The 19,569-nt window shown below is 72.2% G+C and carries 21 protein-coding genes; 7 read left to right on the forward strand and 14 right to left on the reverse strand.

Translation table 11 applies throughout. The annotated features are described in order from the left end of the window. Positions 1-737 precede the first annotated feature (737 nt). Together TR50_RS39945 and TR50_RS39950 are read right to left on the reverse strand one after the other, a co-directional pair. Positions 738-1,040: a hypothetical protein gene (locus TR50_RS39945; RefSeq protein WP_052441850.1), complete on the reverse strand. Its 303-nt coding sequence runs from the start codon at positions 1,038-1,040 to the stop codon at positions 738-740. Between the two features lie 613 nt (positions 1,041-1,653). Further along, entirely contained in the window at positions 1,654-2,241 is a 588-nt protein-coding gene (locus TR50_RS39950) for an ATP-binding protein (RefSeq protein WP_042434640.1), read from the reverse strand. Positions 2,242-2,364: 123 nt separating this feature from the next. Here TR50_RS39950 and TR50_RS39955 point away from each other — a divergent pair, with 123 nt between their 5' ends. Further along, complete coding sequence (locus TR50_RS39955; RefSeq protein ID WP_042434643.1) at positions 2,365-3,414, forward strand: helix-turn-helix transcriptional regulator; 1,050 nt, start codon at positions 2,365-2,367, stop codon at positions 3,412-3,414. A gap of 140 nt (positions 3,415-3,554) precedes the next feature. On the opposite strand, the gene TR50_RS39960 is transcribed toward TR50_RS39955, so the two are convergent. The 4 genes from TR50_RS39960 to TR50_RS39975 form a co-directional block, all read right to left on the reverse strand. Continuing rightward, positions 3,555-4,493: an STM4013/SEN3800 family hydrolase gene (locus tag TR50_RS39960; RefSeq protein ID WP_084701817.1), complete on the reverse strand. Its 939-nt coding sequence runs from the start codon at positions 4,491-4,493 to the stop codon at positions 3,555-3,557. A gap of 62 nt (positions 4,494-4,555) precedes the next feature. Further along, positions 4,556-5,731, reverse strand: coding sequence for an STM4014 family protein (locus TR50_RS39965; RefSeq protein WP_439654280.1), 1,176 nt, complete (start codon positions 5,729-5,731; stop codon positions 4,556-4,558). Next, positions 5,728-6,711 carry an STM4015 family protein gene (locus TR50_RS39970; RefSeq protein WP_042434646.1) on the reverse strand — a complete coding sequence of 328 codons (984 nt, stop codon included), beginning with the start codon at positions 6,709-6,711 and terminating at the stop codon, positions 5,728-5,730. Before TR50_RS39970 ends, TR50_RS39965 begins: the two co-directional genes overlap by 4 nt. A gap of 20 nt (positions 6,712-6,731) precedes the next feature. Continuing rightward, positions 6,732-7,679 carry an STM4015 family protein gene (locus TR50_RS39975; RefSeq protein WP_042434649.1) on the reverse strand — a complete coding sequence of 316 codons (948 nt, stop codon included), beginning with the start codon at positions 7,677-7,679 and terminating at the stop codon, positions 6,732-6,734. A gap of 206 nt (positions 7,680-7,885) precedes the next feature. Between TR50_RS39975 and TR50_RS39980 the strand changes: the two genes are divergently transcribed. Together TR50_RS39980 and TR50_RS39985 are read left to right on the forward strand one after the other, a co-directional pair. Then, on the forward strand, positions 7,886-8,212 hold the full coding sequence (locus TR50_RS39980) for a DUF8820 family protein (RefSeq protein ID WP_042434658.1): 327 nt from the start codon (positions 7,886-7,888) through the stop codon (positions 8,210-8,212). 85 nt (positions 8,213-8,297) lie between these two features. Next, the gene (locus TR50_RS39985) at positions 8,298-9,518 is read left to right on the forward strand and encodes a DUF6745 domain-containing protein (RefSeq protein ID WP_052441851.1); all 1,221 of its coding nucleotides are present in this window, start codon (positions 8,298-8,300) and stop codon (positions 9,516-9,518) included. A 216-nt stretch (positions 9,519-9,734) separates the two neighbouring features. Here the strand turns inward: TR50_RS39985 and TR50_RS39990 are convergent, their stop codons facing one another. Beyond that, on the reverse strand, positions 9,735-10,406 hold the full coding sequence (locus TR50_RS39990) for a 4'-phosphopantetheinyl transferase family protein (protein ID WP_042434661.1): 672 nt from the start codon (positions 10,404-10,406) through the stop codon (positions 9,735-9,737). Continuing rightward, positions 10,403-11,272 (reverse strand): ATP-grasp domain-containing protein, encoded by an 870-nt coding sequence (locus tag TR50_RS39995; RefSeq protein ID WP_042434664.1) that lies wholly within the window; start codon positions 11,270-11,272, stop codon positions 10,403-10,405. The genes TR50_RS39990 and TR50_RS39995 overlap by 4 nt, the downstream gene beginning before the upstream one ends. A gap of 224 nt (positions 11,273-11,496) precedes the next feature. Between TR50_RS39995 and TR50_RS40000 the strand changes: the two genes are divergently transcribed. Then, on the forward strand, positions 11,497-12,768 hold the full coding sequence (locus tag TR50_RS40000; RefSeq protein ID WP_152648901.1) for a glycosyl hydrolase family 8: 1,272 nt from the start codon (positions 11,497-11,499) through the stop codon (positions 12,766-12,768). Between the two features lie 108 nt (positions 12,769-12,876). Here the strand turns inward: TR50_RS40000 and TR50_RS40005 are convergent, their stop codons facing one another. The 4 genes from TR50_RS40005 to TR50_RS40020 all read right to left on the reverse strand — a co-directional run bounded on the left by TR50_RS40005 (position 12,877) and on the right by TR50_RS40020 (position 16,102). Beyond that, positions 12,877-13,407, reverse strand: coding sequence for an MOSC domain-containing protein (locus TR50_RS40005; protein ID WP_042434694.1), 531 nt, complete (start codon positions 13,405-13,407; stop codon positions 12,877-12,879). Between the two features lie 119 nt (positions 13,408-13,526). Beyond that, entirely contained in the window at positions 13,527-14,021 is a 495-nt protein-coding gene (locus TR50_RS40010) for a hypothetical protein (protein ID WP_063775252.1), read from the reverse strand. A 2-nt stretch (positions 14,022-14,023) separates the two neighbouring features. After that, positions 14,024-15,193, reverse strand: a complete 1,170-nt coding sequence (locus TR50_RS40015; protein WP_084701815.1) for a molybdopterin-dependent oxidoreductase — start codon at positions 15,191-15,193, stop codon at positions 14,024-14,026. Between the two features lie 150 nt (positions 15,194-15,343). Beyond that, a complete protein-coding gene (locus tag TR50_RS40020; RefSeq protein WP_042434703.1) occupies positions 15,344-16,102 on the reverse strand; it encodes a TIGR00266 family protein in 759 nt (252 codons plus the stop codon). 249 nt (positions 16,103-16,351) lie between these two features. Between TR50_RS40020 and TR50_RS40025 the strand changes: the two genes are divergently transcribed. After that, positions 16,352-16,744 carry a cupin domain-containing protein gene (locus TR50_RS40025; protein ID WP_042434667.1) on the forward strand — a complete coding sequence of 131 codons (393 nt, stop codon included), beginning with the start codon at positions 16,352-16,354 and terminating at the stop codon, positions 16,742-16,744. On the opposite strand, the gene TR50_RS40030 is transcribed toward TR50_RS40025, so the two are convergent. Further along, a complete protein-coding gene (locus TR50_RS40030) occupies positions 16,680-17,117 on the reverse strand; it encodes an MmcQ/YjbR family DNA-binding protein (protein WP_042434670.1) in 438 nt (145 codons plus the stop codon). The genes TR50_RS40025 and TR50_RS40030 overlap by 65 nt on opposite strands. A 95-nt stretch (positions 17,118-17,212) precedes the next feature. Between TR50_RS40030 and TR50_RS40035 the strand changes: the two genes are divergently transcribed. Both TR50_RS40035 and TR50_RS40040 read left to right on the forward strand, forming a co-directional pair. Next, on the forward strand, positions 17,213-18,178 hold the full coding sequence (locus TR50_RS40035) for an SAM-dependent methyltransferase (RefSeq protein ID WP_236654794.1): 966 nt from the start codon (positions 17,213-17,215) through the stop codon (positions 18,176-18,178). Positions 18,179-18,198: 20 nt separating this feature from the next. Further along, positions 18,199-19,059, forward strand: coding sequence for an aminoglycoside phosphotransferase family protein (locus tag TR50_RS40040; RefSeq protein ID WP_042434673.1), 861 nt, complete (start codon positions 18,199-18,201; stop codon positions 19,057-19,059). Between the two features lie 13 nt (positions 19,060-19,072). Here the strand turns inward: TR50_RS40040 and TR50_RS40045 are convergent, their stop codons facing one another. Next, positions 19,073-19,453, reverse strand: coding sequence for an RNA-binding S4 domain-containing protein (locus TR50_RS40045; protein ID WP_042434676.1), 381 nt, complete (start codon positions 19,451-19,453; stop codon positions 19,073-19,075). Between the last annotated feature and the right edge of the window lie 116 nt (positions 19,454-19,569).

Here is a 19,569-nt window from a genome sequence, read left to right on the forward strand (position 1 = left end):
GCTGCCCGGGCCCCGAACCGTGACGGACCCGACATGAAACGCCAGAACGCAGCCTCAGGCCAGCTCCAGGGCTCCGGATGACAGCACGCAGATATCGGCCGAGGCCACCATCTGACCGAGAGGCGTGCGGACGGCCCCGCGTACACCGCGCGCTGCCGTGCTCTGGCTCGTCGACCAGACCGGCCAGCTCCCCTAGTCGGCTGCACCGAGCACCCTCCACCAGCTCCGGTGCTTGCCCCACCCGCGGAGCCCCGCCGCAATGACCGGGGGCGGGGGCAGGGGGCGCGCCGGAAAAGGCTGTTGGAGAGTTCATTCACTGTCTCAAGCGGCGGCGCGTTCGCGCCGCCGGGCGGCCCTGCCGCCCTCGGCCGGGCATGCGGCCTGGCGGCCGGTCCCGGCCGAGCGGCAGCCCGCCCAAGGCGCACGCCGTGCCAAGCAGCCGGAACGACCGCCAGGCGGGCCCTTCGGGGGCGCTGCCCCCGAGCCCCCGGCCCTCCTCCGAGGGACCTGCGATCGGTAACGCGCGGGACGGGTGGGTGAAAGGCCGGGTCGCGGTGCCCCTCGTCGATCGGACACCGAAGGCGTACCGGGAACCTCCGGGGCCCGCCAAGGCCGAGCCCAAGGGTCACCCTGTGAGCCTTGGCGGGCCCCGAAGAACCCCGGTTCGTCGAAGCTGCCCGATCGACGAGGGACCACCCCGCTCAGGCCCCGGGCATGCGCAGGCGCGCGCAGCACCGTTAGGCCGCTGAGCCGTTCCCGGGCATCAGCTCAAGCAACCGCGCCAGGTCCGTGGCCGTCCCGGTATCCAGGCTCACGTGCACCACGCCGGAACCGTCACCCGCCCAACCGGCCTGCGCCCGCAGCCGTTCACGTGCGATGCCGAGCCGCCCCAGCGCGGCGTTCAGCTTGCACGCAGCGGCCCGCGCGCGTAGCCACTCCGCTTCGTAGTCCACGCCAGGCACCAGCGCCCCGCCGTCCAGTTCCAGTTCGTACCCCTCCATACCGTCATCGGCGCGTGCCCCGCCGTCGTCCATGGCCATCCCGTCCCCAGGTTCCACGTCCAGTGCTGACCCTGCGGCACCACTACTCAGACGACCACTCCGACCGCAGTCGACCGGAGTTGACGGGCATATGCCCAGACATGCGTGATCACCCGAGTACCATCGGTACCGGGTGCAAACCCACCGGACCACCCACTCCCCGCCAAGGTATGAGGGTGGTCCGGCACAATCTTCGATTTCAGTTCGGTGGACGGCTCCCGACCGGCGGCCCAGCTCGGCCGGGAGCCCACCCGAGCGTCAACGGGTACGCACGGGAGACCAGATCAGGCTCGCCGCCTGGGATGCCAGGCATGCACGTACTGCTGCACACCGCGAACGCTCTCAGTGCGCGCCTTGTCAGCGCGCACCTTCCCGTGGCAGTAAGCGCACCGAAACACCTGCCCACGCCCCGCCTTAGAGCTGCGATCAACCCAGCTAAACATCAGAGACCTCCCCGTGGTCGTCGATCTCCCGCTCTTTCGCGTCCTTATCCTGAACGTCAGATTGATCCGGACATGAATCCATCGGAGACTGCTGGGGCGGCGTGTAGGCGGGAGCAAGCCATGTGCTCCACGTGTAGCCAGCGAGGGGGTACAGGTCCGGGGTGCGCTTCTCAGCCACGATGACCACCCGCCAATGGCGCGAAGTAGCGAGGCGTGTCCAAGCGCGCATAAACGATCTTGCCGCCAGACCCCTGCCTACGCCACCACAGGTGATCCGCCAGCTCCCGGATGATCACCAGGCCTCGACCGTCCGTGGGCATGTTGTCCGACGTCTCCAGCTGAGCACCGCTGGGCAGCAGCGGTGGAGCCGGATTCGGATCACCCACCTCCAGCAAGAGACAACACGTGGGGAAGTACCGCAGCCCCAGAGAGAGCGCCGGGTGGTGCCCCTCCCTACACCCGTGAGTCATGGCATTGCCGATCAACTCCGCTACGCACAAGGCCGTATCGTCTGCCAGCGGCTCAAGGCACCAGTCCAAGACTGCTTCCAGCGCAAGCCCGCGGGCGATCCGCGCCAACGCCAGCCCGACCGTTGCCAGGTCGGAGGCTGACCAGACCCAGCAGCGATACCGGTGCTGCTGCTGGAGCGCTTGAGTCCAGTCGAGTTCAGGCAGAGCCGTGCGTGCACGTTTCGGGAAGTCGGCCGACATCATGGTCGCGGAGGCGTAGCCAGACACCGCAGCGGATTCGCGAAGCACTTGCCCTCCCTGGTGACCACACGGTCCCGCCGTGTCGCCGATTTCTCCGATGCAGTCAGGTTCGACGACGAGAGAGAGCAAAGCGATACGCAGAGCGTATGGGGGCGGCGTATCGTTTGAGCCATGGCTGACGCTGGATCATGGGCGGGCGCTCGGTTGCGCGCCGCGTGGGCAGCCCAAGATTGGGCAGTCATCTTCCGGGAGTACCGACGTGTAACCGGCCTATCGCAACTCGCCTTTGGCTCCCTCATCGGCATGCCTCAGTCGCATGTCTCGTTGATTGAAGGCGGCAAGCGCAAGGTCACGAGCGCTGACGTAATCGCCCGAATCACAGAGGGACTTGCCGTGCCTGACGAGCTTCGTGGACTATCCGACCGTCGAGACGATTCGCTTGCTTCCTGGGGACCCGATCCCGAGCTGAACGAGCGCATCGCCAGGGCCCACACCACTGGCAGGATCGACGTTCGATCCGCCGACTGGATCGCCCGTGTTCTGGCTGAACATCGCCGCGCGGAGGATGAAGTAGGCGGCCGTGATCTGTGGCCCGTGGTCCGATCCCAGCTTGACGCCGTTACTCGGCTGCTCCCAGGAGCCTCAGCCGAAGTTGCTGACCGGCTGCTGATCTTGGCCGCCGAACATGCTCACTGGCTCTCTTGGGTAGCCGCGAACGAGGGCTACCCGGGGCCTGCTCATGCCTGGTTGGATCTGGCACATGGATGGGCGATCGACGCAGGTTCAGGTGACATGGCGTCCTGGGTCACCCGCGTGCGCTCCTACTACACCCTCAACCACGGCGACCCGATCCGCGCGTTGAGGACTGCTGAGGCATCCAGGCAGGCCCCCGGACACCTATCGCCGGCTGCCCAGTCCATCGCCTCTCACGCGGCCGCGATGGCTGCCGCAGCGGTTGGTGAGCGTGACCGCTCGCGGCAACTGGCCGAGGAAGCCTACGAACTCGCGTTGCAGTCCCCAGCTCCTGAAGAGCGACCCGGTTGGCTGTACTGGCTCGACCCGGTTCGAGCGAAGCTCTTGCTCGGCGAAGCCGCTCATGCTGCGCGTGACTGGTCAGTCGCGGTCGACGCTCTGAGCAGCGGTCTCTCCGCCCTCGAAGGATTCCCCAGGGACCGGGCCTTCTACGAATCACGGCTGGACGACGCGCGCAGTCGCGCGTAACGAGGACCGATCTGCGCACCAAGGTGCAGGTCAGCGCGTTATTGCTGACATGCATCTGAGGATGTATTGATACGCGTAGACGTAGCTCTGGTACGGGGACTCGCCCGTGTCCAGGCCGGGGACGCGCTGGTCGGCGACGGTCACGGCGTCTCCTCGGGCGTGCGGGTCGGTGCGGGGGCCGGTGTCGCGGCCGGCGTGGCGGCCGGTACCGGTGCGGGCGCGCTTGCGGATGCGGGTTCGGGTTCGCGTCCCGGTGACGTGGAGGCGGGCGGCTCGGCGGGCAGCACCGCGTGGGCGTAGGGGACGGTCCACACGGCCTCGTGGCCGATGCGGTGGCCGTGGTAGGCGTCGTCCCCGTAGGCGGTGCCGTGGTCGGAGCAGACGATCGCGAGGCACGGGCGGCGTCGGCGCATCGCCGCGAGGAGCCGGCCGATATGGGCGTCGACGTACTCCAGCGCGGCGGCGTGGGAGGCGCGGTTGTCGCCGTGCTCGCGCGTCGCGCCCGGCAGGTGGAACCAGTTGGGCTGGTGCAGCGCCGAGACGTTGACGAAGAGGAACAGCGGCTGCTCGGGCCGGTGCCCGGCCGAGATCCGCTCGGCGAGGGCGACCTGGGACTCGAAGGAGGTGGGCGAGGTGACGCCCAACTCGGGCGACCAGTGGCTCTCCTGGAACAGGCCGGGCAGCACCGAGCCCAGCGCCGCCTGCTTGTTGAAGAAGCCGACGCCGCCGATGCACACGGTCCGGTAGCCGGACGCGGCCAGGCCCGAGACGAGGTCGGGCGTGTCGTAGACGTACGTCGCCGCGGCCGTGGTCTCGCTGCCGGCGAAGCGCGCGGCGAAGAGACGCCCCCGCGGCCCGTCCGGCTCGGCCGGGGTCGGCAGGAAGCCCGCGAAGATGGCCTGGTGGGCCGCGTAGGTGAAGCTGCCGGGACTGTGACGGCGCTCCCAGCGTCCCGACGGCAGCACGGAGGCGGCCAGGTTCGGCAGCCGTCCGGCGGCGGCGAGCTCCGCCGCGACGTCGTAGCGCAGGGTGTCGAGCGTGACGAGCAGGATGTCGTGGCTCCCGACGATCTCGTTCATGTCGAGATCCGGGGAGCGCGGGATCGCGCCCGGCGCGAGGGGCGGGTGCGGGTGCGGGTCGGTCAGGGGCATGGGCTGAGCTCTCGGTGCGTGGTGGTGCCTGTGGTCGCGGCGACGTAGGCGGCGTACGTGTCCAGGCCCTCCGCGCCGCTGCCGGGCAGGCCGGTGAGACCGGGCAGCAGGTCGCCGAAGGCGTTGACCTCGCCGACGCGGAAGCGCTGCCAGCCGGTGGCGGGCAGGACGTCCACGCCGACGGACGGGCTGCCCGGGAAGCAGGCCGCGGCCTGCTCCGCCGTCTCCAGCAGCGCCGGCCAGCGGGGGCCGACGGCCTCGCGCAGCTCGGCGAGGTCTCCCCGGCTGCCGCCGAGGTGGAGGTTGGTCATCGGGTGCGAGCTGGTGCGGACGACAAGGTGGGTGGCACGACCGGCCGTCACCACGACACGCAGATCGGCCGCGCGGCCGCCCTGGGTGGCCTTGGGCAGCCAGCGCTCGACATGCAACCGCTCGGCCGCGAGCGCGTCGAAGAGCGCGCGCAGCTCCGACTCCTCCCGGTAGCGCCGCACGTGGAGGGAGTTGTAGAGCCGCACGGAGCCGTCCGCGGCCGTGGTCAGCTGGGCCGAGGTGGTGGCGCCGGCCCGCCCGCCCGGACCGAGCTCAAGGGCGACCACGCCCGAACCCGAGGACCCGTGGGCGGGTTTGACGAAGACGCGCGGCAGCCGCTGCTCACGCAGGAGCTGCCGCAGCTCCTCCCAGCCGTGGACGCCGCCCGGGCCCTGGACCAGCGCCGGAGGCACCGGGACGCCGGCGGCGGCGAGACGCGCGTGGGTGAGCCGCTTGTCGAACATCACCGAGATGTCGTCCGGGTCGGCCAGCAGCCGGCAGTCCGGCGTCGCGGCGACGATCTCGGCGAGCCTGCGCAGACCGCGGCGGAAGCCCGCGTGCCAGGCCGCACCGCCCTCGACCCTGGTCGGCGCCCAGCCCTCGCCGAGGGCGTGACCGCGCAGCAGGCGGTCCACCCCCTCGTCCTCGCCCGGCGAGTCGACCCGGACCAGGCAGCCGGGCGGCAGCGACGGCGGCACGCCGCCGCTCTGCGAGGCCAGCACCTCCCGCCAGGGGACGACGACGGGTTCGCCGAGCCCGGCCGCGCGCACGGCCTCGGCGAACATCCCGACGCGGCGGTTGCCGGGCACGCCGACGACCGCGAAACGGACGGGGGAGGGAGCGGACACGGGGATCACTCCGAGACCGCGACGAAGAACCACGGGTCCTCGTCGCCGTACCGCGTCGGCACCTGCGCATCGCTCAGATCCACCGCGACCCCCGCGGGTTCCAGCGCGGCGCGCAGGCGCGCGGCCATCTCCGCGGAGAGGAAGTGGTGGTGCAGATCGAGACGGGCGAGGTGCGTCAACGGCTGGCCGGTGAGCAGGGCCTCCGCACCCGTGTCGGTCAGGATGCCCATGGAGAGGTCGAGCGACTCCAGTTGGGCCACCACCGGGGCTGACGCCACGGCCGCGGCGACGGCGTCCTGGATCTCGCTGTCGGCCAGACCGAGGTGCCGCAGGCGAGGGAAGCGCCCGGCGTCCAACAGCGGGGCGAGCAGGGACACGTCCGTCGTGCCGCCGTACTCCTCGACGCCGAGCCAGAGGTCCAGCCGCTCCAGCGAGGGAAGTTCGGCCGAGCCGACCGCCCGGACCACGACCTCGGGAAGGCCGCCGGACTCGAAGCGGAGGGTGCGCAGGGCCGTGTGACGCAGCGGGCCGCACGCCTGGTCGCCGCCGCGGGCGCCGAACTCCTCCAGCAGGGGGAAGGCATCGAGCAGCGGGGCCGGGTCGCACTGCTGGATGTACGCGATGTCGCTCTCCTCGCGCACCAGGTCGCCGAGGAAGACGGCGCGCAGCGCCGGAAACGACTCCGCCTGCTCGATCAGCAGGTCCCGCAGCTCGTCCAGGCCGCTGTCCGCGGTGTCGTCCCAGACGCCGAGCACCAGGGCGCGGACCCGGCTCAGGTCGACGCGCGCCAGGAAGTCCCGCCAGATCGGGTCGTAGTCGTCCCGGCCCCCGGGCTTGGGGTCGTACACGTCGTCGATGTCGAGCGCGAGACGCCAGGCGACGGAGTCGGGCTCGGGAAGGGGCTCGCCCTGCTCGGCCTTCTCCATCAGCTCGCCGTAGTCGACGACGGGCAGCGAGTGGAAGGTGCTGAGGTGGTTCTCGACGGACATGGTCTCTCCCGCTCCCGCCGCTACTCGGAGACCGCGACGTAGTGCCAGACCTGGTCGTTCCACTGGTGCGGCGTGCTCTGCCCGCTCAGGTCCAGCTCGACCCCGGCCGGTTCGAGTGCCTCGCGCAGGCGCTGCATCATGGCGTCGGAGAGGAAGTGGTGGTGCAGGTCGAGCCGCTCGAGGTGGGTCAGCGGCTGGCCGTGCAGCAGCGCCTCGGCGCCCGCGTCGGTCAGGATGCCCATGGAGAGGCTGAGCGAGGTCAGGGTGGGGACGACCGGAGCGGCGGCCACGGCCGCCACGATCTCGTCCTGGATCTCGCTGTCCTGCAGACCGAGGTGACGCAGCGCCGGGAAGCGGTCGCCGGAAAGGAGCGGCGCGAGATCGGCGACGGTCGTGTCGCCGCCGTAGTTCTCGGTGCCGAGCCAGAGCTCCAGGTGCTCCAGGGCTGGGAGCTTGCTCTCGCTGACGCCGTGCACCACCTCCTTGGCCAGCCCGCCGGATTCGAGGCGCAGCACGCGCAGCGCGGCGTGCTGGACGGGCGTGAACACGCGGTGCGCGCCGCGGGCGCCGAGCTCCTCCAGGGCCGGGTAGGCCTCCAACAGCGGGGCCAGGTCCTGCTGCTGGATCCAGGAGATCTCGTTCTCCTCTGACTCGAGGTCGGCGAGGAAGAAGGCGCGCAGCCCGGGGAAGCCGTCCTTCGCGTCGACGACGGCCTTGAGCACCGGCTCCAAGGCGTCGTCCTCGTACATCTCCTCGTCCCACGCGCCGATGACCAGCGCGCGGACCTCCTCGGTGCGGACGGTGTCCCGGAAGCGCTGCCAGAGACCCGCGAAGTCCTCCTCCCCGTCCCAGTCGTAGCGCAGACGCCAGGCGACGGCGTCGGCCGCGGGGAGCGGCTCGGCGGCCTCGGCCGACGGGAAGTCGAAGACCGGGAGACCGTGGAACCCGGTCAGGTGGTGAGCGGACATCGGTGGCACTCCAGAGCGGAGAAGGGACAGCCGGACGAGGACAGCGGCCCATGTCCTATCAGGCCCGACCGACAGCGCACGGACCGGGGTTCCCGGAGCGGCCGGGCGTGGTCGCGTCCGCGACGTCGGTTGTCAGTGCCCCCTCCTAGTGTTCGGGACGTGGGCGACGCGGGTCGCCACAGAAGCCCGACGAGGGGGTTTGGCCGATGTATCGCCAAGGAGACGTCCTGCTGGTCCCGGTGGCCGAGAGCGCGGTGCCGGCCTCGGTCGCGTCGTTGCCGGCCCAGGCGAGGGACGGCCGCGGGCGCTTGGTGCTGGCGCGCGGCGAGGTCACCGGCCATGCCCACGCCGTTCAAGGACCGGGTCGCCTGCTGCGCGAGGGGGACCAGTTCGCGTCGGCCTGGCTGGAGCTCACCGAGGCCGGTCGGATCGTCCACGAGGAGCACGCCGCGATAGCGCTGCCGCGCGGCTGGTACCGCGTGGTCCGGCAGCGGGAGTACACGCCCGGCGCGGTCCGGGTCGTCGCCGACTGAGGCGTCGTCAGCAGGTCGTCAGCAGCGGACAAGCACCAGAGGCAGTTCAGCCCGTAGGGCGTCACACGAGGCGAGGAGAGCGATCATGGGGACCGAGCGGGACGACTGGGCGCGGATCGGCCTGCGGGTCGGTCCGGCGGACCGGGCCGCGGCGGAGGCCGGGGTGCGCGCGGCGTACCGGCAGGCCAGCCTGCCGGAGCCCCGGGCTGTGGTGTGGTTCGACTCGCCGCTGGTCGCCGCCGCGGCCGCCCTGCAACTGACCGGCGGCGCGGACGAACTGGCCGGGCCGGAGGCCGAGCCTGCCCGAGTGGAGGCGCGCCGGGCCTTGAGCGAGCACGGCCTGGGTGAGCACGGCCTGGGCGAGCACGGGCCGAGCACGCACGGCCTGGCCGAGCATGAGCTCGGGGAGCAGGGGCTCGCACCGCGCGAGGGCGAGTCGGCGCCTGGAGCCTCGCAGCCGCAGGTGACCAGCGTGCGGGACGCCGTGCGGACGGCGCCCTGGGAGCGTGCCCGCGCCCGCCTCGTCGGCGAACTCGGCCAGGCCGGCTGGTCGGAGCGGTGGGCGGGATCCGCGGGCGAGCTCTGGCCGCGCCTGCACGGGCTGGCCCAGCGGATACGGGACGCCGTCGTGGACGCGCTGGCCGGGGCCGAGGACCGGCAGGCGGTGCCGTCCGACGACGCCCGGTCGGCCGTCCGGCTGGCGCTGCTCGACGCCGTTCTCGGCCAGCAGGACGCGGCATGGCTCGCCGCGCTGGCGGACGATCAGGAGCTTGGCGGTCTGGCCGCCGTGGCGCGCAGTGCGGGCTGGTGGTGGCCGTACGCCGAGGTGGCGTTGCTGGTGGAGCGTCCCGTCGTGCTGGATCTGGACGAGGCGGGGCGTCTGCACCGCGGCGACGGTCCCGCGCTGGCCTATCCGGACGGGTTCGCCCTGCACGCTTGGCGCGGCATGCCGGTTCCCGCCTCGCTCTTCGCGCGTCTCGCCACGCTGACGGTCGAGGAGATCCGCGAGGAGGCGAACGCCGAGGTGCGCCGCGTGATGCTGGAGCACTTCGGCTACGACCGCTACCTCGCCGAGTCCGGGGCCCAGCCGGTGGACCGGGACGAGACGGGCGTGTTGTGGCGCATCCAACTGCCGGGCGACGAACCGCTGGTCATGGTCGAGGTGGTCAACTCCACGCCGGAGCCGGACGGTACGCACCGGGTGTACTGGCTGCGCGTCCCCCCGAGCACGCGCAGCGCCAGGGAGGGGGTCGCCTGGACGTTCGGCCTCGCAGCGGAGGAGTACCAGCCGCAGAGCCAGACGTGAGCTCCCGCCGATCGGCCGGCCGTGGAGCCCGGCCGTGGAGCCCGGCACCGGCACCGGCACCAGCGCCGAGTCCGGCCCTGCGACGGCCTTGTCCGTCGGCGGTGCGCAGGGCCCGGCCGGAATCCGGGGCACGCGCGTGACGGCTCGTAGGCCGGGCCGGCCGCCGCCCGCGCCCGGCGGGGCTGATCCCAGTGAGGATGGACCGAGCCGTCCGGCTCAGAGCGCGTGGAACGTGAACGTCGCCGCCTGCGCGGCCACGGCGAAGGCTGCGGCGTGGGTCGGGCCGGCTTCGAGGGTGGCGATGGTCCATCCCTCGGGCAGGGCTGCCGGATCCGTCTCGCCGAGGTAGTCCTCGGAGGGGTCACGGCCGAGACCGGTGCCGAGGGCCTTGAGGTACGCCTCCTTGCGCGTCCAGATGCGCGCGAAGGACGCGGGGGAGGGGCCGCCGGAGGCGGCGGCGAGCTCGGCGCGTTCGGCCGGGTGGAGGCTGGCCGTCGTCTCGTGGACCGTCTCCGCCCCGGGGAGCCGTTCCACGTCGACGCCGATCGGTACGGTCGGCGGAGCCAGGCCGATGAGGACCAGGTCGCCGCCGTGCGACAGGGAGAACTCGGGGCCGTCCGCCGAGGTGAGACGGGGCCGGCCGTGCAGCGCGCCGCAGCAGGGGCAGGGCGCGCGCTCGAAACGGAGCTCCGATGCGGGCACGCCGGTCCGTGCCGCGAGCACCGCGCGGAGGGCGGCGTGGGCGACGGTGTAGAGGACGCGGTCGCCCTCGCGCAGGAAGCGTGCCGCGCGCTCGCGTTCCTCCGCGTCGAGGACGGCCGGGTCCAGCGCGGGCTGGGGAGCCCGCGCGTCGAGGAGCCAGAGGTCGACCTGCGCCGGTGCGGTCACGGCAGCAGCCCGGCGAGGTGGTGGGCGTAGCGGGCCGTCGCGCCCTCCGTGTAGGGGAGGAAGAGCTCGGGCTCGATCAGCTCCAGCTCCATGACGGCGGGGCCGCCGGCGAGTTCGACCAGGTCGACGCGTCCGTACGCGACCGGCGCCGGAGAGGCCGCCAACGCGGCCTGCGCGACGGCGAGTTCGGCCTCGGTGGGGGTGTGCTCCTGGACCGTGCCGCCGTGGTGCTCGTGGATGCGATACTCGCCCGCCGCGGGGACCTTGCGGACGGCGTGGCTGAACTCGGAGCCGAAGAAGACCAGGGAGGTCTCGCCCCGGGTCAGCACGGAGTCGGCGAGGGGCTGAAGCAGCGCGTCGCCGCGGGCGACGAGTGACTCCAGGTGCGGTGCGGTCTCCGGCCCGTCGACGCGGGCGCGCAGCGCGCCGCGCGCTCCGGCCGAGACGGCCGGCTTGCCGACGATCTCGATGTCGCCGTGGCGCTCGCGGAACTCGGCCAGTACCGCGTCGATCCGGGCCCGGTCGGAGCCGCGGGCCAGGAGTGCGGTGGGCACGACGGGTACGCCCTGCTCGGCGAGGGAGACGAGGTAGCCCTTGTGGTGGTTCCAGGTGATGACCTCGGCGGGGTTGCGCAGCGCGGTCTTGCGGCCGACCTGTCCGGCCCAGTCGAGGAACTCGTCCAACCGGTCCCAGTAGTCCCAGGTGGTGCGCACCAGGGAGAGGCCGTAGGAGCCCCAGTCCAGCGCCGCGTCCCAGGGGTGGATCTCGGCGGTGACGCCCAGCGCGCGCAGCTCGCCCACCAGGAGGTCGTTCTCGGGGACCTCGCGCGGCATGGTGCGGCCGGTGAGCAGAACGATGTCGGTCACGGGACTTCCGCCTCTCGTGGAGCTTGGAACCTGGTGCTTGGGACGTGGAACCTGGCGCTTGGACGGCCCTTCGTGAGCCTAACCGGTCCGGGCGCGCGACGGGATCTTGCTTCGGTTGCCACGAACGCGACTTGGGGGTTGCGGGGGTATTGACGTCTCGCCAGGCGGACGGAAGACTTCCACGAACCTCGTTAGGAAAGTTTCCTAACTTCGAAGGAGTGTCGATGTCCCGTACTCCGCAACGCCTTGTGGCCGCACTGGTGGCCACCGCCGCAGTCGCCGCGGGCGCGTACGCCGTCGGCGGCAACGCGGACGCCGCCGCCACGGTCGGCGCGGCCGGATCGGCCCCCAAGCTCGCCTTTCCGCAGCATCAGACCTACAAGACCGGTGTGATGCCCGCAGTCTCGCAGTCGACGCGCGACGCCGCCGTGGAGAAGCAGTACAACGCCTGGAAGAAGACCTACCTCGTGCACGGGTGCGCGAGCAACGAGTACTACGTCTCCACCAAGGGTGACGGCGACGCGACCAACAACGGGCCGGTCTCCGAGGGCCAGGGCTACGGCATGAACATCGTGCCGCTGATGGCCGGCTACGACCCGAGTGCGCAGACCGAGTTCAACGGCCTCTGGCAGCTGGTGAAGGACCACAAGGACAAGTGGGGCCTGATGCAGTGGCAGCTGGACGGCAAGACCTGCAAGTACTACAGCTCCGGCACCCCCGACGCGGCCACCGACGGGGACCTGGACATCGGCTACGGCCTGATCCTCGCCGACAAGCAGTGGGGCGGTTACACCGCCGACGCCGAGTCCTGGCTGGCCAGCGTCTACGCCCACGACGTGACCTCGGACGGCCACCTCAAGTGCGAGGACGACGGCCCGTCCACCGACACCCGTCCGTCCGACGACATGCTGGACCACCTGCGCGCCTTCGCCGCCTACGACAAGGCCCACGACTGGACCAAGGTCGTGAACCGGATGCAGCAGGTGGTCAGCGAGTTCACCGCCAAGTACTCCCCGAGCGCGGGGCTGATGTCGGACTTCGTGATCCACGCCGACACCACCTCGCCCTCGCCGGCGCCGGCGAACTACCAGGAGGACCAGCCCGACAACATCGTCGGCTACAACTCCATCCGCGTGCCCTGGCACCTCGGCACCGACGCGCTCCTCTACGGCTCCAGCACGGCCGCCGTCTCGCTCGGCGACGCGAAGAAGTGGTCGGCCTGCACCAAGAAGCTCTCCGGGGGCGACCCCGCCAAGGTGCAGCCGCACATCAAGCTGAACTGCGCCAACGGCAACGTCTCCGGCGACACCCAGGCCGAGGAGGCCGGCGACTCGATCGGCCCGGCCGCGATGGCCTCCGGTGACCAGACGTGGACGAACGCGATCTGGCAGCAGTTGCAGAGCAACCCGTTCGGCGACGGCTACTACGGCGAGACCATCAAGACGCTGGTGATGATCGTGATGGCCGGCGACTACTGGAATCCCGCCCAGCACTGACGCCTGGTCAGTCTCTGGCCCGGTCTCTGCCCCGGTCTCCGGCCCGGTCCCTGGTCCGGCCGGTCCGCTCCGTCAAGGGAGCGGGCCGGACCGGACGCCAGGCCCGGGTCAGACCCGTTCGAGCGGGAGGTGCGGCTCGTCGGGCAGCTTGACCGTGATCGGGTCGCCGGGACGGACCTCGCCGCCGCGCAGCACAACCCCCATGATCCCGGCCTTGCGCACCACGTTGCCGTCCGCGTCCCGGCCCACGCAGTGCCTGAGCAGGCCGGGCCGGAAGTCGTTGATCTGCGGGCAGGGGTTGCGCAGGCCGGTGATCTCGACCTCCGCCTCTGCGCCGAGCCGCAGGCGCGTCCCGCGCGGCAGGCCCAGCAGGTCCAGGCCGCGGGTGGTGACGTTCTCACCCAGCGCCCCGGCGGTCACCTCGTACCCGGCCTCGCGCAGCTCGTCGTGGAACTCCGCGTGCATCAGGTGCACCTGCCGCAGATTGGGCTGCGTCGGGTCGGCGGCGACCCGCGACCGGTGCTGGACGGTGACGCCGAGGTGCGTGTCGCCTTCGACGCCGAGGCCGGCGAGCAGGCGGATGGCGGGCGCGTTCGACTTGCTGAAGGAGTGCTCGGCGTTCCTGCTGACGGCGGTCACGGTGGCGGTTGCGATGGCGGCGCCGGCGACGGTGGCGGTCTGGTGGATCACAGCCTGGTCGGTCACATACGGCCCTTCTGTCGGGTCTGTCGCTCGGACAGGTCACGTGGGCTTGCGCCCTATTCTCGCAGGCGCGGCCGTCCCGAGGTCCGGCGGGGGAGAGCGGACCAGGCCCCCCGGAGCCGGCGGCCGAACGTCCGTGCCGCGCCCGGCAGTCTCGGCGCGGCGGCGAGAACCGCGACGACGGCCGCGACGACGGCGAGCAGCAGCAGCCAGTTGCGCAGATACGGCAGCGGCAGCAGGGTCGGGTTGCCGTGGTCGACGCCCGCCCGCAGCACCGCAGGCAGACCCACGGCGGTGAGGGCGGCCGCGACCGTCAACCCGCCGCGCAGCAGCGGGTGTCGGGTCGCAGCCGTGCGGCTCAGCACCATGCCCGCGAGCAGCACCAGCGGCAGCCAGAACCCGTCGTGCAGGACCAGACCGCCGACGCCCCAGACCAGGACGTCGAAGGGGTCACGGATGTAGGGGTCGTGCAGCAGCCCGTAGATGCCGTAGCCGATGACGCCGATCCCGGTGAGAGCCAGGCCGGTGCGGAGCGCGCGGAGCGGGGTCATGGTCACAGCACCTCCAGGCGGGAGACCCACTTGGTCTGCAGGACCCCGGGGCGGTTCGGCGCGATGACGCGGGCCGGATAGCCGTGGTCCGGGGCCAGGACCTGGCCGTTGACGCGGAGCGCGAGCACGGTGAGCGGGTCGCGCGCGTAGGTGTGCGGCATCGTCGTCACCGCGTACGGACCGTTCTGTTCCAGGGAGGTGACCCGGATCAACGCGCCCGGCGCGGCGCCCGCGCGGTCGAGCAGGTCGCGCAGCCGCACGCCGCCCCAGCGGGCGGACGCGCTCCAGCCCTCCACACAGGCGATCGGCAGGTCGACCTCCGTCTGCGGGAGGGCCAGCAGCTCGTCCATGGTGAGCGAGTACGGGCGCGGCCCGTCGACGTGCAGGCGCCAGTCGGCCGGCGCGTGCAGCGTCCCGGCCTGGGCGGCGGTGCGGTTGACGGGCAGTCCCTGCGGGCCGATGTCGGGCCGCCGCGGTCCGAGAAGGTCCAACGAGCGTAGCCACGGCACGGTCTGACCGGCCGTCACCAGAGTCACCGCGCCGACGGCGGCCGCCACCGACCCCAGCAACGCGCGGCGTCCCGGCAGCGGCGGCTTCGTGCGCCGCCAGTGCGCCGCGATCTCCGGCCCCTTCGCGGCGATGTGGAGCAGCAGGCCGCCGACCGCGATCCAGGCCAGCCAGAAGTGCGTCTGCCGGAACGGGAACGGCCACGGGTACCACTGGAGCGTGTTGAGCAGCCCCGTGAAGAGCTCCAGCACCATGGCCCCGACGAGCAGCGCGATCCCGAGGCGCTCCAGCGCGTGGCGGAGTGTCCGTGCGGGCGGCCAGGCGAAGAGGCGCGGGTAGACGGTCCACAGCTTCGCGCCCAGCAGCGGGATCGCGGCGATGCCGCTGATCACGTGCAGGCCCTGGGTGACGCGGTAGCCCTGGACGGGCCTGCTCGGCAGGTGGTCACGCAGCCACCCCGGCGGCTGCTGCAGCTCATGGCTGATCAGGCCGGTGACGAAGCACACCAGCACGGCGACGCCGAGCCACCGCCCCAACACCACCGCGGTCCGGGGCTCGTGCAGCCGTGACCGGAAGGCCCCCTCCCGGAACGGTCCCTTCCGCACCGAATCCGGGGGAGTCGGCAGGGGCACGTCGAGCGGGTTGCGGAGGCGGAGTCGTCGCATGCCTCCATAAGACCGCTGAACTGGGCAGTCGAAGCCGAACAACCCGGCTACGGAAGTCTTACGGCAGGAGCCGCACCGAGGGTGCGGCTCCTACTCGTCGGCTCGTCGGCACGGCGTTGCGACCCGGGCCGGTGGGCCCTGGCACCGGCCCTAGCGCAGCATGCCGCCGATGAGGCCGCCGACGCCGGCGGCCTCGGCGTTCTCCGCGCCGCTGGCCGGGAGGTACGGGGCGAGGGAGTGGGCGAGGTTGGGCAGCGGCATGCTCTGCAGCCAGATCTGGCCCGGACCGGTCAGCGCGACCAGGAAGAAGCCGTCGCCGCCGAAGACCTTGTTGGCGATGCCGGGCACCCGCGTCAGCGTGAACTGCACGGACTGGTCGAACATGCCCACGTGGCCGGGGTGGACCAGCATCGTCTGGCCGGGGCCCAGGGTGTAGGTGGTGAGCTCACCGGAGAGCTCGACCCAGGCGCGGCCCTGGCCCTCGAGCTTCTGCAGGACGAAGCCGTCGCCGCCCCACATGCCGCCGCGGAAGCTCTGCTGGAAGCCCACGGTCGGGGTGATCCCCGGGGTGCCGGCCAGCCAGCCGTGCCGGTGGACCATGACGCTGCGGCCGGGGGCGATGTCCACCGGCACGATGTGGCCGGGCACCTTGGACGCGAAAGCGACCAGGCCGGGCCCGCCCTGGGCCGTGTACTGCGTGACGAAGAGGCTGCCGCCGCCCAGGACGCGCTTCATCGCGCCCATGAAGCCGCCGCCTCCGCCGCCCGGCGCGCCGCCCGACATGGTCTGCGACATCTGCACGTTGGCGGACATCCACGAAAGCTCGCCGTGCGGCGTCACCACGTACTCGCCGGCCCCGAGTTGCACCTCGAGCACCGGCATCGTGCTGCCCTTGATCTCAGCCTGCATGGCGGCCGCCCCCTCCAGATCCTGGTCGTCTCTGACGGCACCGTATCGCCGCACGAAGGGGACGAACAGCGCGGCCCCCGGACTGTTGCCGGACCGCGACGAGACCGGCACGGTCGCGGGTTGTCGGGCTCGCCCGTCGGGGCGTTACACCTTGCCGGTGGCCGGGGCTGGCCGGGTTTGGCAGCGTGGTGGTCCGTCTGCCCGACAGCCCCCGAAAGCCCACCAAAGCCCACGCAAGGAGCACCGCCCATGGCCGTCGTTCTGCACCGCGCCGAGAAGGCCGAGCTCGGCGCGTTCGCGCCGAAGCCGACCAGCACCACCGAGGGGCAGCAGGAGGCGCTGTGCACGGTGTGGACCGCGCCGGAAGGGGTCGAGGCCGGTGTGTGGGAGGCGACCCCCGGCCGTTTCACGGCGACGCGGGAGGGCTACCACGAGGTCTGCCAGATCCTCTCGGGCCGTGCGACGGTGACCCCGACCGGGGGCGAGCCGGTGGAGATCGGGCCCGGCGACACCCTGGTGACCCCGGCCGGGTGGACGGGCGTGTGGGAGGTCCACGAGACGCTGCGCAAGACCTACGTCACGATCGACCTTCCGGCGAGCCCTCCCGCGACTCTTCCGGCTGCCCGTCCGGCCGCGTCCTGAGGCCGGGCCAGTCGAGCAGCAGTTGCTGCCTGCGCGGCAGGGCGGAGACCACCAGGTCGTAGGAGTCCTCGACCATCTCCCGGACCAGCCGGTCCGGGAGGGAGCCGTCCAGCAGGACGGTGTTCCAGTGGCGCTTGTTCAGGTGCCAGCCGCCGGTGACGGCGGGGTGCTCCGCGCGCAGCCGGACCGCCAGCTCCGGGTCGCACTTCAGGCTGACCTGCAGCGGATCCCCGTCCAGGGCGGAGATGGCGAAGATCTTCCCGCTGACCTTGAAGACCGAGGTCTCGGGGTTGAACGGGAACGTCTCCTCGGCGCCGTTGAAGTCCAGGCAGAGAGCCCGAAGTTGATGAGACGTGAACGATCCGTGATCCATGGCCTCAGTCTGCCGTCTCACAGCTAACATATGGGGGACCACGGGGTGACGAGCTGTCACCCCGTCCCGGGGTGTGTTGGGTGGAGGGGGCTGACGTGGCAGAGAACGCGGACGTCAACGCGGGCGTCGATGCGGTTATCGACGCTGAGGTCGGCGCGGTTGAGGGCGCAGTTGAGGCCGCGGACGAGGCCGCGGTCGACTGGGACTGGGCCACGGCCGAGGAAGGCGACGGCGAGCCCCGCACCGAACTGCGCACCGATGTCCCGCACCCGGCGCGGATGTACGACTACTACCTCGGCGGCAAGGACAACTTTCCGGCGGACCGCGCCGCGGCCGAGCAGGTCGTGAAGCTCATCCCCACCGTCCAGGACGCGGCCCGCGCCAACCGGCGCTTCCTCGGCCGCGCCGTCCGCTACGCGAGCTCGCTGGGCATACGCCAGTTCCTCGACATCGGCACCGGCATCCCGACCGCCGAGAACACCCACGAGGTGGCGCAGCGCCTGGCCCCCGAGTCCCGGATCGTCTACGTCGACAACGACCCGATGGTCCTCACCCACGCCCGCGCACTGCTCAGCAGCACCCCGCGAGGCCGCACCGCCTACGTCGACGCGGACTTCCACGACGTCGACACGATCCTGGACGCGGCGGCGGTCAAGGAGCTGATCGACTTCGAGCAGCCCGTGGCCCTGCTCGTGGTCGCGCTGCTCCACTTCCTGCCGGACTCGGACGACCCGTTCGCGCTGCTCGACCGCTACAAGCAGGCGCTGGCCCCGGGCAGCGTGCTGATCCTCACCCACGGCAGCTCGGACCACACCCCGCAGGAGATTAGGGACGCCGTCACGGGCATCTACCAGGCCGGCGGCATCACCATCGCCACCCGCACCCACGACGAGATCCGGCGCTTCGGCACCAGCGGCGACGACGGCTGGGAGCTGGCCGGGCCGGGCGTCGTCTCCATCAACGAGTGGCAGGCGGGCGACGAGCCCGTCGGCGACGAGGACCTGCGCCTCACCCGCGCCGAGGTCGGCGGCTACGGCGTGGTGGCGTTCAAGAAGTCCTGAAGGCAAGCCGCGCAGGAGCGATGAACGACACCCGCCTCCCCGAGCCGCTCCGCGCGGTGGCCGAGGCCGCGCTGCCCGGCCACCGCCTCGCCGGGGCCCGCACCGCCGCCGGCGGCTCCCACGACGTGGTGCTGCTGCCGGGGGTGGCCGTCGTCCGCGTGGCGAGGACGCCCACGGCCGGGGCCGAACTCGCTCGCAACGTCGAACTTCTGCGGCGCCTGGCGGCGTTGGGTCTGCCGTTCGCCGTGCCCGCGCCGCTCTCCGGAATCGTCGAGGCGGACGGCCGGTTCGGTGTCGCGCTCTCCTGGGTGGGCGGCGAACCCACCGCCCGTGGGGAGGGCGGGGATCCGAACGAGCTCGCCGCACTGCTGGAGGCGCTGCGCGCGGTCGACCTGTCGGCGCTCGACGGCGTCCTGGGCGCCCCGCACCAGTACGCGGGCGGCGAGCGCTGGTCCGGCCTGCTGCTGGAGGAGGTCGTCCCCCGGCTGCCGCAGGAGTGGCAGGACGAGGCGCGTCGCCGGGTGAGGGCCGCTCAGGAGCTGGAGCCGGTCGCGCCTTCCCTGGTCCACGGCGACCTGGCGGGCGCCAACGCGCACTGGGCGCCGGACGGTCGGCTCGTCGGCGTCCTCGACTGGGACCTGGCCCAGCCTTTCGATCCCGCGCTCGACGCGGCCTGCCTCGCCTGGCACGGCTGGGACCGCGTCCGAGAGGCGGTGGACGCCCCGACGCTGTGCCGCGCCTGGACCTGGTACCTGACCTTCGCCCTGGAGATCCTGGCCCACGCCCTGCTGAACGGTGAGACGGGCGAAACCCTCGCCCGCCGCGTGACCACGACCGTGGCGGCGCTCGAACGATCCGCTGCGCGGCAGCGGCCGTTCTGAGGCCGGTCGCGGCTCAGAGGCCGCGCAGGCGGTCCATGTCGCGGCGGTCGCGCTTCGTGGGGCGGCCCGCGCCGCGGTCGCGGACGGGGACGGGGGCGAGGAGCCCGCGGGGTGGCGGCGGGGGGCTCTGGTCGACCAGGCACTCGGCGGCGACGGGCGCGCCGACGCGCTTGGCGATGGTCTTCTGGACGATGACGATGCGTTCCCAGCCCTCCTGGCGCACCCGGACCTCGTCGCCGGGACGCACCAGCTGCGCGGGCTTGGCCCGCTCGCCGTTCACCCGCACGTGCCCGGCGCGGCAGGCGGTCCCGGCGGCGGATCTGGTCTTGGCCAGACGCACGGACCAGATCCACGCGTCGACCCGCACCGGCGCGGTCGGAAGCTCCTGAGCCATGCGCCAACCCTACGCCTCCGGCCGGGCGGCCCACGTGGCCTTTTCCCGCCCCTGCGCCCTCCGCGCCCTCCGCGCCGCCACGCCCTGCGCCGCCGCGCCCTGCGCCCTGCGCGCCC

The sequence above is a fragment of the Streptacidiphilus anmyonensis genome (genome assembly GCF_000787855.1).
Classification (GTDB): Bacteria; Actinomycetota; Actinomycetes; order Streptomycetales; family Streptomycetaceae; genus Streptacidiphilus; species Streptacidiphilus anmyonensis.

What these genes read in the sequence shown, in the direction of transcription:
- TR50_RS39945 (WP_052441850.1), bottom strand. Translation starts at nt 1,040, where the DNA reads ATGGCCATGGACGACGGCGGGGCACGCGCCGATGACGGTATGGAGGGG.
- TR50_RS39955 (WP_042434643.1), top strand. Translation starts at nt 2,365, where the DNA reads ATGGCTGACGCTGGATCATGGGCGGGCGCTCGGTTGCGCGCCGCGTGG.
- TR50_RS39960 (WP_084701817.1), bottom strand. Translation starts at nt 4,493, where the DNA reads ATGAACGAGATCGTCGGGAGCCACGACATCCTGCTCGTCACGCTCGAC.
- TR50_RS39970 (WP_042434646.1), bottom strand. Translation starts at nt 6,711, where the DNA reads ATGTCCGTCGAGAACCACCTCAGCACCTTCCACTCGCTGCCCGTCGTC.
- TR50_RS39975 (WP_042434649.1), bottom strand. Translation starts at nt 7,679, where the DNA reads ATGTCCGCTCACCACCTGACCGGGTTCCACGGTCTCCCGGTCTTCGAC.
- TR50_RS39980 (WP_042434658.1), top strand. Translation starts at nt 7,886, where the DNA reads ATGTATCGCCAAGGAGACGTCCTGCTGGTCCCGGTGGCCGAGAGCGCG.
- TR50_RS39985 (WP_052441851.1), top strand. Translation starts at nt 8,298, where the DNA reads ATGGGGACCGAGCGGGACGACTGGGCGCGGATCGGCCTGCGGGTCGGT.
- TR50_RS40000 (WP_152648901.1), top strand. Translation starts at nt 11,497, where the DNA reads ATGTCCCGTACTCCGCAACGCCTTGTGGCCGCACTGGTGGCCACCGCC.
- TR50_RS40010 (WP_063775252.1), bottom strand. Translation starts at nt 14,021, where the DNA reads ATGACCCCGCTCCGCGCGCTCCGCACCGGCCTGGCTCTCACCGGGATC.
- TR50_RS40015 (WP_084701815.1), bottom strand. Translation starts at nt 15,193, where the DNA reads ATGCGACGACTCCGCCTCCGCAACCCGCTCGACGTGCCCCTGCCGACT.
- TR50_RS40020 (WP_042434703.1), bottom strand. Translation starts at nt 16,102, where the DNA reads ATGCAGGCTGAGATCAAGGGCAGCACGATGCCGGTGCTCGAGGTGCAA.
- TR50_RS40025 (WP_042434667.1), top strand. Translation starts at nt 16,352, where the DNA reads ATGGCCGTCGTTCTGCACCGCGCCGAGAAGGCCGAGCTCGGCGCGTTC.
- TR50_RS40030 (WP_042434670.1), bottom strand. Translation starts at nt 17,117, where the DNA reads ATGGATCACGGATCGTTCACGTCTCATCAACTTCGGGCTCTCTGCCTG.
- TR50_RS40040 (WP_042434673.1), top strand. Translation starts at nt 18,199, where the DNA reads ATGAACGACACCCGCCTCCCCGAGCCGCTCCGCGCGGTGGCCGAGGCC.
- TR50_RS40045 (WP_042434676.1), bottom strand. Translation starts at nt 19,453, where the DNA reads ATGGCTCAGGAGCTTCCGACCGCGCCGGTGCGGGTCGACGCGTGGATC.